This is a genomic window from Noviluteimonas lactosilytica (assembly GCF_020866925.1).
Taxonomy (GTDB): Bacteria; Pseudomonadota; Gammaproteobacteria; order Xanthomonadales; family Xanthomonadaceae; genus Noviluteimonas; species Noviluteimonas lactosilytica.
In genome coordinates this window covers 1,100,998-1,114,944 of record NZ_JAJGAK010000001.1, presented here as the reverse complement: position 1 = coordinate 1,114,944, position 13,947 = coordinate 1,100,998, and the positions used below count along the sequence as shown (strand labels likewise).

Below are 13,947 nucleotides of genomic sequence, written 5' to 3'. Positions count from 1 at the left end.
GATCGCCTGCACAAGGAGGCTGCGTGATGACGAACGATCAGCGCCGCCTGCAGACCACCGGCGACTTGGCGAAGGCCTACCCGCGCGTGCACTTCATCGGCATCGGCGGCGTCGGCATGAGCGGCATTGCCGAAGTGCTGTGCACGCTCGGCTACCAGGTGTCGGGCTCCGACAACGCCGACAACGCGGTCACGCGTCGCCTCGCGCAACTCGGCGCGAAGGTCCATCGCGGCCACGGCGCGGCGAACGTGCTCGACACCGATTGCGTCGTCGTGTCGAGCGCCATCAAGAAAGACAACCCGGAACTGATGGAAGCGCGCGCCCGCCGCATCCCCATCGTGCCGCGCGCCGAAATGCTCGCCGAACTCATGCGCTTCCGCCGCGGCATCGCGGTGGCAGGCACGCACGGCAAGACCACCACGACCTCGCTCGTCGCCAGCGTACTGGGCGAAGGCGGCATGGATCCGACCTTCGTGATCGGCGGCAAGCTGCTCGCGGCGGGCGCGAACGCGCGCCTCGGCGGCGGCCAGTGGCTCGTCGCCGAAGCCGACGAGAGCGACGGCAGCTTCCTGCGCCTGAACCCCGCGGTCGCGGTCGTCACCAACATCGACGCCGATCATCTCGAGAACTACGGCGGCGACTTCGCGAACGTGCAGGCCGCCTTCGCCGAGTTCCTGCATCGCCTGCCGTTCTACGGCCTGGCTGTGTTGTGCATCGACGATCCGGAAGTGGCAACGCTGGCGAAGGAAACGCCGCGCCACGTGATGACCTACGGCTTCGCTTCCAACGCCGACGTGCGCGCGAAAGACGTGACGCAGGACGGCGCGTGCATGCGCTTCATGCTGCACCTGCCCGATGGCTCGCGCACGCCGGTGGCGCTCGCGTTGCCCGGCCGCCACAACGTGCAGAACGCACTCGCCGCCGCCGCGATCGGTTGGCAGCTGGGCGTTGCACCGGAAGCGATCGCCAGCGCGCTGGCGAAGTTCGAAGGCATCGGCCGCCGCTTCAACCTGCTCGCACGGTTGACGACCGCGAAGGGCGCGACGGTGCAGCTGGTCGACGACTACGGCCATCACCCGAAGGAACTGGAGGCGGTGTTCGCCGCCGCGCGCGGCGGCTGGCCGGACAAGCGCCTGGTCGTCGCGTTCCAGCCGCATCGCTACAGCCGCACGCGCGATCTGTTCGACGAGTTCGCCGCGGTGTTGTCGACGGTCGACGCATTGGTGCTGACCGAGGTGTATCCCGCCGGCGAAGCGCCGATCGCGGGCGCCGATGCGAAGGCACTGGCACGCGCGGTGCGCACACGCGGCCGCGTCGATCCGATCGTGGTCGGCGGCCCGTTCGATCTGTCCGGCGTGTTGCCGGACGTGTTGCAGGACGGCGACCTGCTGTTGCTCATGGGCGCCGGCGACATCGGCGCCGCCGCGCAGCAGATCGCCACGCAGGGTTTCGAAGGAGCAACGAAGTGAGTACGCACGATTTCCCGCCGCTGCGCGTGACGGACCCGGCCGCGTTCGGTCGCGTCGCCGTGCTGATGGGCGGCACCAGTTCCGAACGCGAGGTCTCGCTCGATTCCGGCCGCAACGTGCTGGAAGCGCTGCGCGCGCGCGGCGTCGCGGCCGATGCGGTCGACGGCATCCCCAACCTCATTCGCGAACTGCAGGAAAAGCATTTCACGCGCGTGTTCAACATCCTCCACGGCCATGCCGGCGGCGGTGAGGACGGCGTGCTGCAGGGGTTGCTCGATGCGCTGAATGTCCCGTACACCGGGTCGGGCGTGCTCGGCTCGTCGCTGAGCATGGACAAGATCCGCACCAAGCAGGTGTGGTTGTCGCTTGGCCTGCCGACGCCGAAATACGTGCAGCTCGGCAAGGGCGCGGACGTGCATGCCGCGGCGAAGGCGCTCGGGTTGCCCGTGATCGTGAAGCCTGCCGCCGAAGGTTCGAGCGTCGGCGTGTCGCGCGTGTACGCCGACAAGGATCTCGACGCTGCGGTCGAACTCGCCAAGCGCTACATCGACGAAGAAGCGCGCGGCGAACTGCTGATGGAGCAGCTCATCGAAGGCGACGAACTCACCGTCGCCGTGCTCGGCGACGTCGCGCTGCCGTCGATCCGCATCGTGCCCAAGGGACAGTGGTACGACTACCACGCCAAGTACGTCGCCGAAGACACGCAGTACCTGTGCCCCGGCCTCGAAGGCGACGACGAAGAAGAAATCCGCCGCCTCGCGGTCGCCGCGTTCAAGGCCGTCGATTGCAGCGGCTGGTCGCGCGTGGACGTGATGCGCGATCGCGCGACCGGCAAGTTCCATCTGCTCGAAGTGAACACCGCCCCCGGCATGACCAGCCACTCGCTGGTGCCGAAGGCCGCGCGCCAGGTCGGCATCGAGTTCGACGAACTGTGCTGGCGGATCCTCGAAACCTCGCTCGACCGCAACGGAGGTGCGCGCAAGTGAACGCAGTGCTGCGCATCCTGGCGTGGACCCTGGCGGTGGCGCTCGTCGCGCTGCCGATCGTTGCGTTGCTCAACGGTTGGGTCGCGTCGGAACGCTGGCCGCTGCGCACGCTGCGCGTGCAGGGCGCGTTGCGCAATGTCGACGAACAACAGTTGCGCGCCACCGTATTGCCGTTCGCGCAGCGCGGCTTCTTCGCCGTGCCGCTGGAACAGGCGCAGGAAGCCGTCGCGCGCCTGCCGTGGGTGGAACGCGCCGAAGTGCGCAAGCACTGGCCCGACGTCATCGAAGTGCGCGTGGTCGAACATCGTCCTTTCGCGCGCTGGGGCAACGACCAGTTGCTGTCCGAACACGGCCGCCTGTTCCCGGTGAAAGGCATCCGCGTGCCGGCGAAGCTGCCGACGCTCGGCGGGCCGGCGACGCGCGTGCAGGACGTCGTCGCGCTGTACAACGAATCGCGCGCGCTGTTCGCGAGCACTGGCCGCGACGTGCGCGCCCTGCATCTCGATGCGCGCGGCAGCTGGTCGCTCGTGCTGTCCGACGGCGCCGAAGTGATCGTCGGCCGCAGCGACGCGCGCCCGCGCCTGGGCCGCTTCGCGCGCCTGCTTCCGCAACTCACGGCGCAGCCGCAGCGCGTGCTGCGTCGCGCCGATCTTCGCTACACCAACGGCTTCGCGCTGCAGTGGGCCGATGTGCCGCCGCAGACCGCGGCAGCTGGCACGACCTCGCAAGGAAATACATGAACCGCAAAGGCGACAAATCGTTGATCGTGGGCCTGGACATCGGCACGTCGAAGGTGACCGCACTCGTCGGCGAATACTCGCCGGGCAGTCCGATCGAAGTGATCGGCATCGGCTCGCACGAATCGCGCGGGCTCAAGCGCGGCGTGGTCGTCGACATCGAATCCACCGTGCAGTCGATCCAGCGCGCGGTCGAGGAAGCCGAACTGATGGCCGGCTGCGAAGTGCGCTCGGTCTACGCATCGATCTCCGGCAACCACGTGCAGTGCCGCAACTCGCAGGGCATCGCGCCGATCCGCGACGGCGAGGTCACGTACGCCGACCTCGATCGCGTGCTCGACGCGGCGAAGGCGGTCGCGATCCCGGCCGACCAGAAGATCCTGCACGCGATCCCGCGCGACTACGTGCTCGACGATTCGCAGGAAGGCATCCGCAATCCGGTCGGCATGACCGGCGTGCGCCTGGAAGTGCACGCGCACCTGGTCGTGTGCGCGCAGTCGGCGGCGGCGAACATCAGCAAGTGCGTGCAGCGTTGCGGCCTGCAGGTCGACGACCTGATCCTCGCGTCGCTCGCCTCGAGCACCGCGGTGCTGACGCCCGACGAACGCGAACTCGGCGTCGTGCTCGTCGACCTCGGCGCGGGCACCACCGACATCGCGGTGTTCGTGCAGGGCGCGATCGCGCACAGCGCCTCGCTCCCGATCGCCGGCGACAAGGTGACCGAAGACATCGCGCACATGTTGCGCACGCCGACGCCGGAAGCCGAACAGATCAAGGTGCGCTACGCCTGCGCGCTCGCGCAGCTGGCGACCGCGGAAGAAAGCATCCAGGTGCCGAGCGTGGGCGATCGTCCGCCGCGTCGCCTGCCGCGTCACTCGCTCGCGCAGGCGGTGCAGGCGCGTTACGAGGAAATTTTCGAGATGGTGCAGGCGGAGCTTCGCCGCAGCGGATTCGAGCAGCACGTCCGCGCGGGCATGGTCCTGACGGGCGGCGCTTCGAAGATGGAAGGCGTCGTCGAACTCGCCGAGGAAATGCTGCAGATGCCGGTGCGCGTGGGCATCCCGCAGCACGTGACCGGCCTCGGCGAAGTGGTCGGCAACCCCGTGCATGCCACGGGCGTCGGCCTGCTGCTGATGGGCAGCCAGATCGAGAACCCGCGTCGACCGTCGATCTCGGCGGGACGCGCGGGGTCGTTCTTCAACAAGTTGAAGAACTGGTATCGCGGCGAATTCTGATTCGGAGAGCGCGCCTCACGGGAGACGCGCAGGCGGAATGGAAGGCGGCGGCAGGCAACGGAACACTTTGGAAGTCGTGGTTCATACAACACTTATAAGAGGACACGGACATGGCGCACTTCGAACTGGTTGAAAAGATGGCCCCGAATGCAGTGATCAAGGTCGTTGGCGTGGGTGGCGGCGGCGGCAACGCGGTCGCGCACATGGTCAACAGCAGCGTGGACGGCGTGGAGTTCATCACCGCCAACACCGACTCGCAGGCGATCAAGAACTGCGGCGCGAAGCTGCAGCTGCAACTCGGCAGCAACGTCACCAAGGGGCTCGGCGCGGGCGCGAATCCGGAGGTCGGCCGCCAGGCCGCGCTGGAAGATCGCGAACGCATCATGGATGCCCTGCAGGGCTCGGACATGGTGTTCATCACCGCGGGCATGGGCGGCGGCACGGGCACGGGCGCGGCGCCCGTCGTGGCGCAGCTCGCCAAGGAGATGGGGATCCTGACGGTCGCCGTCGTGACCAAGCCGTTCCCGTTCGAAGGTCGCCGCCGCATGCAGGTCGCGCTCAAGGGCATCGACGAACTCGGCCAGCACTGCGATTCGCTGATCACCATCCCGAACGAAAAGCTGATCACCGTGTTGGGTCGCAACGCGACGATGATCCAGGCCTTCCGCGCGGCGAACGACGTGCTGCTCGGCGCGGTGCAGGGCATCGCCGACCTGATCGTGCGTCCGGGCCTGATCAACGTCGACTTCGCCGACGTGCGCACCGTCATGTCCGAGATGGGCCTGGCGATGATGGGCACGGGCGCGGCGCGCGGCGACGATCGTGCGCAGGCCGCGGCGGAATCGGCGATCCAGAATCCGCTGCTCGACGACGTCAACCTGTCGGGCGCCAACGGCATCCTGGTCAACATCACCGCCGGCCCGGACTTCACCATGGCCGAGTTCGACGAAGTGGGCCGCACCGTGGAGAACTTCGCGTCGGAAGACGCGACGGTCGTCATCGGCACCGTGCTCGATCCGGACATGCAGGACGAAGTGCGCGTCACGGTCGTCGCGACCGGCCTCAATCGCGCGGTGTCGCGCCAGGCGTTGCCGCAGCGCGGCTACGAGCAGCACGGTCATCGCGAAGCGCAGGTGCGTTCGCCGATCAAGCTCGTCCGCAACGCGACGACCGGCCAGCCGGACTTCGACGCGATGGCCAACCTCAACGAACCGGTGGTGCCGAACTTCGGCAGCACGTCGGCCTCGTCGAGCCTGCGCGGCGGTCGCAGCGAACCCGCCGCGGCGGACTTCGGCGGCGACAGCAGCTACCTGGACATCCCGGCGTTCCTGCGTCGCCAGGCGGACTGATCGCAAAGCGGTTCGTTACATGAAACATGCGGGGCCTGCGCCGGCCCCGCATGGTGTCCTTCGGTCGGCCGGCGTCTACCGGCCGACCCTTTTGCACCGCGCAAGCGGGACACTGGGTCCGCGCTTTGGCGAAGCATTCAGCGGGTCGCGTGGTACCCTTTGCGGCCGCTGCGGCAGACGCCGCGCGTAGTCCCCCGGCCTCTCCGAGGCGTCGAGAAAGCGATCGATAGCAAGCAGACCGATGCTGCCCCAACGCACCCTCAAGAACGTGATCCGCGCGACCGGCGTGGGCCTGCACAGCGGAGAGAAGGTCTATCTCACGCTGCGTCCGGCCGCGGTCGATACGGGCATCCGTTTCCGGCGCGTTGACCTCGATCCCGTCGTCGAGATTCCGGCCGATGCCGGCCTGGTGACCGAGACGATGTTGTGTACGGGCCTGTCGTCGCACGGCGGCAAGGTCATGACGATCGAACACCTGATGTCGGCCTTCGCGGGCCTCGGCATCGACAATGCCTATGTCGACCTGTCGGCGCCGGAAGTGCCGATCATGGACGGCTCCGCGGGCCCGTTCGTGTTCCTGCTGCAATCGGCGGGGATTTCCGAGCAGAACGCGCCCAAGCGTTTCATCCGCATCCGCAAGCCCATCGAAGTGCGCGAAGGCGACAAGGTCGCCCGCTTCGAACCGCACGACGGCTTCCGCATCGGCTTCACCGTGGTCTTCGACCATCCGGCGATTCCCGCCGCGCAGTCGCGCGCGGAGATCGACTTCTCCACGACGTCGTACGTCAAGGAAGTCAGCCGCGCGCGCACGTTCGGTTTCATGCGCGACCTGGAGTTCATGCGCGAGCGCAACCTCGGCCTCGGCGGCTCGATGGACAACGCGATCGTGCTCGACGAATTCCGCGTCCTCAACGACGACGGCCTGCGCTACGCCGACGAATTCGTCCGCCACAAGATCCTCGACGCGGTCGGCGACCTCTACCTCGCCGGGCACCCGATCATCGGCGCGTTCGAGGGCTACAAGTCCGGCCACGCGCTCAACAACAAGCTGGTCCGCGCGCTCCTCGCCGATGCCTCGGCGTGGGACGAAGTGACCTTCGACGACCCGGCCGCCGCGCCCGTCGTCTACGGAAACCCTGCGATCGCGTGAACGCAGCCGGGGGATTCGTCCCCCGCATGGGTGATGCCGTCGGCCACCCTCACCCCGATCCGACTCCGGGGTCACCTGCGTGATCGATCTGTGAATCGAATCTGTCGGTTTAACGGGTTTCTAACGAATCTCGAATGGTTCGTTAGCGAAAGCGGTGGGAAGGGCGGGGTAGCATCCCCCTCAAGCCGAATCCGGCCCCCGCGGCAAACGTAGCCCGGGGACCTGGTCGGCCAGAGTCAGGAGTCTTTGGGCCCCGCCTGTTCGGGGTCCTTCAGGGACGCCAGCGCGGCCTGCAACGCTTCCTTCGCAGCCGCCGACATCGGTGTGGCTTTCGGTTCCGCCGGCTTTGGTGGGTGGAACGGGAGAGTCGTTGTTTTGACAACGACTTCGGCCACGTCGAGCCCGAGGGATCGGGCCGCGTCGAGGAGGTCCGGTGCGATGAGCCGCAGTTTGGTTCGCCACACCGGGGCGTCGACGACGTAGACGAGCCTGCTTCCGTCGTAGTTCGCGACCCGCGCGTGCGGGGCGAGTGCGGCAGGCAGGGAAGGGCGCAACCGCTGATCCAGCGCGTCAAGCCAGAGGGCACGACGTAGGGGGTCGAAGGCGGCGTCCGCGAGCAACGCCTCCATGGGTGCTTGCGGCCCCGTGTTTCGATTTACGCGTGCGGGCTGCTTGGGCCTGGACTTGGAATCCGACATCGATATGAGCTTCAAAATCGTACTGAATAATCGGCACCGTCCCGCGACGGGCCTCGTCGGCCGACTCACGGACCACGCACAGCGTCGTCCCGGGGTCGCCGCCGGCATTCTGCTCGCTTCCGGCCTCGTGTTGGGGCTCGGCGCTTCCGTTGGCATCGCCGGTGCGTACAACGCGCACCTGACCGCCAAGGTCGACAAGCAGGACAAGCAACTCGCCGCCACCCGTGCAGCGTCGCAGCGCGAGATCAATGCGCTGGCCGCCCGCCTCGGCGAACTCCAGGCGCAGGCCAACCGCCTCAACGCGCTCGGTGAGCGCCTGACGCGCGCCGGCCAGCTCGAGGACGGCGAGTTCGACTTCGAACAGCCGGTCCCGACCGGTGGTCCGGGCCCCATCCGCGACATGCCGCGCGACGAGCTGTCGCGCGAGCTCGCGACGCTCGAGAAGGAATACGCCGCGTCGGGCCAGCAGCTCTCGGTGATGGAGTCGCTGCTGTTCAACCGCGAGCTCGACCGCAACGCGGTCCCCTCGCGCGATCCGATCAACAACAGCTACATCACCTCCGGCTTCGGCGGCCGCGCCGATCCGATCGTCGGCGGCCACCAGTTCCACAAGGGCATCGACTTCAAGGCGAAGGTCGGCGATCCCGTCCTCGCCGTCGCCGACGGCGTGGTCAGCTTCTCCGGCGTGCGTTCGGGCTACGGCAACGTGGTGGAAGTCGACCACGGCAACGGCTACGTCACGCGCTACGCGCACAACTCGCGCCTGATGGGCCGCATCGGCGACCTCGTCCGCGCGGGCCAGCAGATCGCGAAGGCCGGCTCCACCGGCCGTTCGACCGGCGCCCACGTGCACTTCGAAGTGTGGGAGAACGGCCGCGTCGTGAATCCGCGCAAGTTCCTGGGCCAGAACCAGAACCGCAGCGTGACCCGCGGTTGAACTTCCCTCCTGCCGCGCCTTCCAATGGCGCGGCAGGCTTGATAGGCGCAGCCGCGGTCCCCAGCTACAATGCCGCGTTGCCGAACAAAGGGCGCCCCGCGCCCTTTTTTGTTGCTGGACGACGTGCCTTGCCCGCGTCCGCACCCCTCCTGAATTTGGTGTCCTTCGATGCTCAACAGCTTGCTCACCCGTGTCTTCGGCAGCCGTAACGAACGCCTGCTCGGCCAGCTCGGGGGCATCGTCAAGAAGATCAACGCGCTCGAGCCGCAGCTGCAGGCGCTGTCGGACGCGGAGCTCCAGGCCAAGACGCCGGAATTCAAGGAGCGAGTCGCCAAGGGCGAGTCGCTCGACAAGCTCCTCCCCGAAGCCTTCGCCGTTTGCCGCGAAGCCTCGCGCCGCGTGATGGGCATGCGCCATTACGACGTGCAGCTGATCGGCGGCATGGTGCTGCACCTGGGCAAGATCGCCGAAATGCGCACGGGCGAAGGCAAGACCCTCGTCGCGACGCTGCCGACCTACCTCAATGCGCTCGAAGGCAAGGGCGTGCACGTGGTGACGGTCAACGATTACCTCGCGCGCCGCGACTCGGCGTGGATGGGCAAGCTGTATAACTGGCTCGGCCTGTCGGTCGGCGTGGTCTATCCGGGCATGCCGCATTCGGACAAGCACGCCGCGTACGCCGCCGACATCACCTACGGCACCAACAACGAATTCGGCTTCGACTACCTGCGCGACAACATGGCGCTGGCGAAGGAAGACCGTTACCAGCGCGGCCTGCACTACGCGATCGTCGACGAAGTCGACTCGATCCTCATCGACGAAGCGCGCACCCCGCTGATCATCTCCGGACCCGCCGACGAATCGCAGGAGCTCTACCACCAGCTCGACGCGATCGTCCCGCGCCTGTCCCGCCAGAAGGAAGAGGAAGGCGAGGGCGATTTCTGGGTCGACGAGAAGGGCAAGCAGGTCCACCTCTCCGAGGCCGGCATGGAACACGTCGAAGCGCTGCTGCGCAGCGCCGGCGTGCTGACCGGCGACGAAGACGCGCTGTACGCCGCGAACAACATCCACGTCGTCCACCACCTCAACGCCGCGCTGCGCGCGCACGCGCTGTTCCAGCGCGACGTCGACTACATCGTGCGCGATGGCGAAGTGGTGATCGTCGACGAATTCACCGGACGCACGCTGCCGGGCCGCCGCTGGTCCGACGGCCTGCACCAGGCGGTGGAAGCGAAGGAACGCGTGGCGGTGCAGCGCGAGAACCAGACGCTCGCCTCGATCACGTTCCAGAACCTGTTCCGCATGTACAACAAGCTGTCGGGCATGACCGGCACCGCGGACACCGAGGCCTACGAGTTCCAGAACATCTACGGCCTGGAAGTCGTCGTGATCCCGACGCACCGCCCGATGGTCCGCAAGGACAACGCGGACCTGGTGTTCCTCAACCGCGCCGGCAAGTACCGCGCGGTCGTCCGCGAGATCCAGGAGTGCCACGCGAAGGGCCAGCCCGTGCTCGTCGGCACCACGTCGATCGAAGTCTCCGAGCTGCTGTCCGAACAACTGCAGGCCGCGGGCATCGCGCACGAAGTGCTCAACGCGAAGCAGCACGAACGCGAAGCGCACATCGTCGCCAACGCCGGTCGCCCGGGTGCGGTGACCATCGCGACCAACATGGCCGGCCGCGGTACCGACATCGTGCTCGGCGGTTCGCTCGAAGCCGAACTCGCCGCGCTCGGCGAAGAGGCCCCCGACGCCGACAAGGCGCCGCTGCGCCAGGCCTGGCAGGAACGCCATGACGCGGTGAAGGCCGCCGGCGGCCTGCACATCGTCGGCACCGAACGCCACGAATCGCGCCGCATCGACAACCAGCTGCGCGGCCGATCCGGTCGCCAGGGCGACCCGGGTTCGTCGCGCTTCTACCTGTCGCTCGAAGACAACCTGATGCGCATCTTCGCGGCCGACTGGGTGCAGCGCGTCATGGCGCGCATGGGCCTGAAGGAAGACGACATCATCGAAAGCCCGCTGGTGACCAAGCAGATCGCCAACGCGCAGCGCAAGGTCGAGGCCCACAACTTCGACATCCGCAAGAACCTGCTCGACTTCGACGACGTCAACAACGACCAGCGCAAGGTCATCTACCAGCAGCGCGACGAGCTGCTCGACGCCGAGAGCGTGGAAGAGAACATCACCGGCATCCGCGAAGACGTGGTCGCCGACATGGTCGCCAAGTTCGTCCCGATCAACTCGATCGACGAACAGTGGGACCTGCAGGGCCTGGACGCGGAACTCGAGAACGAGTTCGGCGTGCGCGCCGGCATGCAGGCGCACGTCGCCGCGCAGAAGGAAATCGACTCCGAGGGCATCGCCGAGGAAGTGCAGAAGCGCCTGGCGCAGCTGTTCACCGACAAGGAAGCGCAGATCGGCGGCGAGAACATGCGCATGCTGGAAAAGCACATCATGCTCAACGTGCTCGACCAAAACTGGAAGGAACACCTCGGCCGCATGGATTACCTGCGCCAGGGCATCCACCTGCGCGGCTACGCGCAGAAGCAGCCGAAGCAGGAATACAAGCGCGAGGCCTTCGAGCTGTTCGGCCAGATGCTGGAGAAGGTGAAGCGCGAAGTCGTGACGCTGCTCGCCCGCGTGCGCATCCGCACCGAGGAAGAGATCGCGCAGGCCGAAGCCGCCGAACGCGCGCGCGCCGAAGCGATCGCGCGCCAGATGCAGTTCCAGCATCCGGAAACCGGCGGTTACGGCGCCGACGAGGAAGCGGCGCAGGTCCAGGGCACGCAGACCTCGCTGGAGATGCTGCCGCCCGGTCCCTCCGAGCGCGTCGGTCGCAACGATCCGTGCCCGTGCGGCAGCGGCAAGAAGTACAAGCACTGCCACGGCCAGCTCGCCTGACCTGAGATGGGCCTGATCTGAGATGGGCGAAGGCCGAAGTCGCGAAGCGCAAACGCCCCCGGTCGACGTCGTCGCCGGGGTGATTCGCGACAAGGCCGGCCGCATCCTCCTCGCGCGCCGCACCGAAGGCCGCGACCTCGCCGGCCTCTGGGAATTCCCCGGCGGCAAGCGCGAACCCGGCGAGTCGCCCGAAGCGGCGCTCGCCCGCGAACTGCACGAAGAACTCGGCATCGATATCGACTGCGGCGCGCCGCTGATCGCGGTGCCGCAGCGCTATCCGCACAAGCGCCTGCGCCTGGACGTGCGCATGGTCGGTGCGTGGCGCGGCACGGTGAAGGGCCTCGATGGCCAGGCGCTCGCGTGGGCGCCGCCGCACACGCTCGCGTCGTATCAGATGCCGCCGGCCGACATCCCCGTCGTCGCCGCATTGCTGCAGCCCGATCGCTATCTCGTCACGCCCGCGCCCGACGGCTCCGATGCCGCGTGGCTCGAATCGCTCGAGCGCGCGTTGGACGCAGGCATCCGTCGCGTGCAATTGCGCGCACCGCATTGCGCGTCCGCGCGCTGGACGCAACTGGTGGAAGCGGCGGTCGATGCGTGTCGCCGCCACGGCGCCGAAGTCCTGGTGAACGGCGACATCGCGCTGGCGCAGGCGTTGCGCATCGGCGTGCATCTGCGCGCCGCGCAGCTCATGCAACTGGACGTGCGACCGTTGGCCGAAGGCATGCGCGTCGGCGCGTCGTGCCACACGCTCGACGAACTGCGCCGCGCCGAATCGCTCGGCTGCGATTTCGCCGTGGTCGGCCCGGTGGCAGACACGCTCACGCATCCGGACGCCACGCCGCTCGGCTGGACGGGATTCGCGGCGTTGCGCGAGGAAGTCGCGTTGCCGATGTACGCGATCGGCGGAATGGGCGCGCAGGACATCGACGTCGCGCGCGCGCACGGCGCGCAGGGCATCGCCGCGATCCGCGGGTTGTGGCCTACCTGAGCGTCGCGAGTTTCCGGTAGCGCCGATCCAGCGCATCGACGTGCGCATCGAGTTCGTCGATCGCGCCGTCGTTCACCACCACGTCGTCGGCGATCGCCAGCCGCGCCTGGCGGCTCGCCTGCGCGGCGACCATGCGTTCGGCGAGGATCGCGTCGATGCCGTCGCGCGCCATCACGCGTGCGAGCTGGATCTCGCGATGCACGTCGACGACCAGGATGCGGTCGAGCCAGGGATACGCATTGCGGCCACCGCCTTCGGCGAGCAGCGGGATCGCGACGATCGCGTACGGCCCCTGCGCACGCAGCGCATCTTCGTGCAGTGCGATGCGGATGCGTGGATGCAGGATCGCTTCGAGCTGGCGGCGCGCCGCATCGTCGCCGAAGACGTGGCGACGCAACGCCGCGCGATCGAGCTGGCCGTCGGCCAGCAGGACATCGTGGCCGAAGGTCGCGGCGATTTCCGCCAGCGCCGGTTGCCCCGGCTGCACGACTTCGCGCGCCGCGACATCCGCGTCGACGACCGCGATGCCGCGCGCGGCGAAGCGTTCCGCCACCGCGCTCTTGCCCGACGCGACGCCGCCGGTCAGGCCGACCGCGTACATCGGCAGGCCGGCGTCCATCGGCTTACTTCAACCCGGTGAGGTGCAGGTAGCCGTCGATCAGCGGCTCGCTCCAGAAGAACGCGATCCAGCCGGCGATGGCGAGATAGGGGCCGAACGGAATCGGCGTCGCGCGATCGCGCCCCTGCCAGAACAGGAAGATCGATCCGAAGATCGCGCCCACGATCGACGACACCAGGATCGTCGGCAGGATGCCCTTGAGGCCGACCCACGCACCGATCGCGGCGAGCAGCTTGAAGTCGCCGTGGCCCATGCCTTCCTTGCCGGTGACCTGCTTGAACACCCAGTACACGGACCAGAGCGAGAAGTAGCCCGCCATCGCGCCGAGCAGCGCCGCCTTCTGGCCGACGTAGAGATTCTCGACCGCGGCTAGAAATCCCAGCCACAGCAAGGGCAGGGTGAGCTGGTCGGGCAACAGGCGCGTGCGCAGGTCGATGCCCGCGAGCGAGATAAGGAAGCAGGTGAACACCACCGCGCCGAAGCCGCGCCAGCCGAACCCGAACTGCCACACGCACGCGAGCACGAGCACCATCGTGAGGAACTCGACGAACGGGTACTGCGCCGAGATCGGTGCGTGGCAATGCCGGCACTTGCCGCGCTGGATGAGCCAGCTGACCAGCGGGATGTTCTCGTACCACGCCAGGCGATGCTTGCAGTGCGGGCAGTGCGAGGGTTCGACGACGATCCCCGGCGGCGGCGGATCGTATTCCTCCGGCTCGCCGAGGACTTCGCGGCTGTCGCGCCGCCACTGCCATTCGAGCCTGCGCGGAAGGCGCAGGATCACGACGTTCAGGAAGCTGCCGAGGGCGAGCCCGAAGGCGGCCGCGGCGGGATAGCCGAGGCCGGGGTTCTGATCGAGGAATGCCATCCAG

The 13,947-nt window shown here is 67.8% G+C and carries 11 protein-coding genes and 1 pseudogene; 9 read left to right on the top strand and 3 right to left on the bottom strand.

Annotated features, from left to right (window positions below; all coding sequences use genetic code 11):
* Positions 1-26: 26 nt before the first annotated feature.
* The 6 genes and pseudogenes from murC (at position 27) to lpxC (ending at position 6,926) form a co-directional block, all read left to right on the top strand.
* Positions 27-1,469 carry a UDP-N-acetylmuramate--L-alanine ligase gene (murC, locus tag LK996_RS05440; RefSeq protein ID WP_230526115.1) on the top strand — a complete coding sequence of 481 codons (1,443 nt, stop codon included), beginning with the start codon at positions 27-29 and terminating at the stop codon, positions 1,467-1,469.
* On the top strand, positions 1,466-2,455 hold the full coding sequence (locus tag LK996_RS05435) for a D-alanine--D-alanine ligase (protein WP_343225849.1): 990 nt from the start codon (positions 1,466-1,468) through the stop codon (positions 2,453-2,455). Before murC ends, LK996_RS05435 begins: the two co-directional genes overlap by 4 nt.
* Positions 2,452-3,135: pseudogene (locus LK996_RS05430) on the top strand (cell division protein FtsQ/DivIB); the annotation flags it as partial. The gene LK996_RS05435 and the pseudogene LK996_RS05430, both read left to right, overlap by 4 nt.
* 56 nt (positions 3,136-3,191) lie before the next feature.
* The gene (ftsA, locus tag LK996_RS05425) at positions 3,192-4,427 is read left to right on the top strand and encodes a cell division protein FtsA (protein ID WP_230526114.1); all 1,236 of its coding nucleotides are present in this window, start codon (positions 3,192-3,194) and stop codon (positions 4,425-4,427) included.
* A 110-nt stretch (positions 4,428-4,537) separates the two neighbouring features.
* On the top strand, positions 4,538-5,776 hold the full coding sequence (ftsZ, locus tag LK996_RS05420; protein WP_230526113.1) for a cell division protein FtsZ: 1,239 nt from the start codon (positions 4,538-4,540) through the stop codon (positions 5,774-5,776).
* Between the two features lie 241 nt (positions 5,777-6,017).
* The gene (lpxC, locus tag LK996_RS05415; protein ID WP_230526112.1) at positions 6,018-6,926 is read left to right on the top strand and encodes a UDP-3-O-acyl-N-acetylglucosamine deacetylase; all 909 of its coding nucleotides are present in this window, start codon (positions 6,018-6,020) and stop codon (positions 6,924-6,926) included.
* 236 nt (positions 6,927-7,162) lie between these two features.
* Here lpxC and LK996_RS05410 read toward each other — a convergent pair whose 3' ends face one another.
* On the bottom strand, positions 7,163-7,624 hold the full coding sequence (locus LK996_RS05410) for a DciA family protein (protein ID WP_230526111.1): 462 nt from the start codon (positions 7,622-7,624) through the stop codon (positions 7,163-7,165).
* Between the two features lie 4 nt (positions 7,625-7,628).
* Here LK996_RS05410 and LK996_RS05405 point away from each other — a divergent pair, with 4 nt between their 5' ends.
* The 3 genes from LK996_RS05405 to LK996_RS05395 all read left to right on the top strand — a co-directional run bounded on the left by LK996_RS05405 (position 7,629) and on the right by LK996_RS05395 (position 12,456).
* A complete protein-coding gene (locus LK996_RS05405; RefSeq protein WP_230526110.1) occupies positions 7,629-8,561 on the top strand; it encodes a M23 family metallopeptidase in 933 nt (310 codons plus the stop codon).
* Between the two features lie 168 nt (positions 8,562-8,729).
* On the top strand, positions 8,730-11,465 hold the full coding sequence (gene secA, locus LK996_RS05400) for a preprotein translocase subunit SecA (protein WP_230526109.1): 2,736 nt from the start codon (positions 8,730-8,732) through the stop codon (positions 11,463-11,465).
* Positions 11,466-11,487: 22 nt separating this feature from the next.
* Positions 11,488-12,456, top strand: a complete 969-nt coding sequence (locus LK996_RS05395) for a Nudix family hydrolase (RefSeq protein ID WP_230526108.1) — start codon at positions 11,488-11,490, stop codon at positions 12,454-12,456.
* Here LK996_RS05395 and coaE read toward each other — a convergent pair.
* Positions 12,449-13,063 (bottom strand): dephospho-CoA kinase, encoded by a 615-nt coding sequence (gene coaE, locus LK996_RS05390; RefSeq protein ID WP_230526841.1) that lies wholly within the window; start codon positions 13,061-13,063, stop codon positions 12,449-12,451. The genes LK996_RS05395 and coaE overlap by 8 nt on opposite strands.
* Positions 13,064-13,079: 16 nt before the next feature.
* The gene (locus tag LK996_RS05385; RefSeq protein ID WP_230526107.1) at positions 13,080-13,943 is read right to left on the bottom strand and encodes a prepilin peptidase; all 864 of its coding nucleotides are present in this window, start codon (positions 13,941-13,943) and stop codon (positions 13,080-13,082) included.
* Between the last annotated feature and the right edge of the window lie 4 nt (positions 13,944-13,947).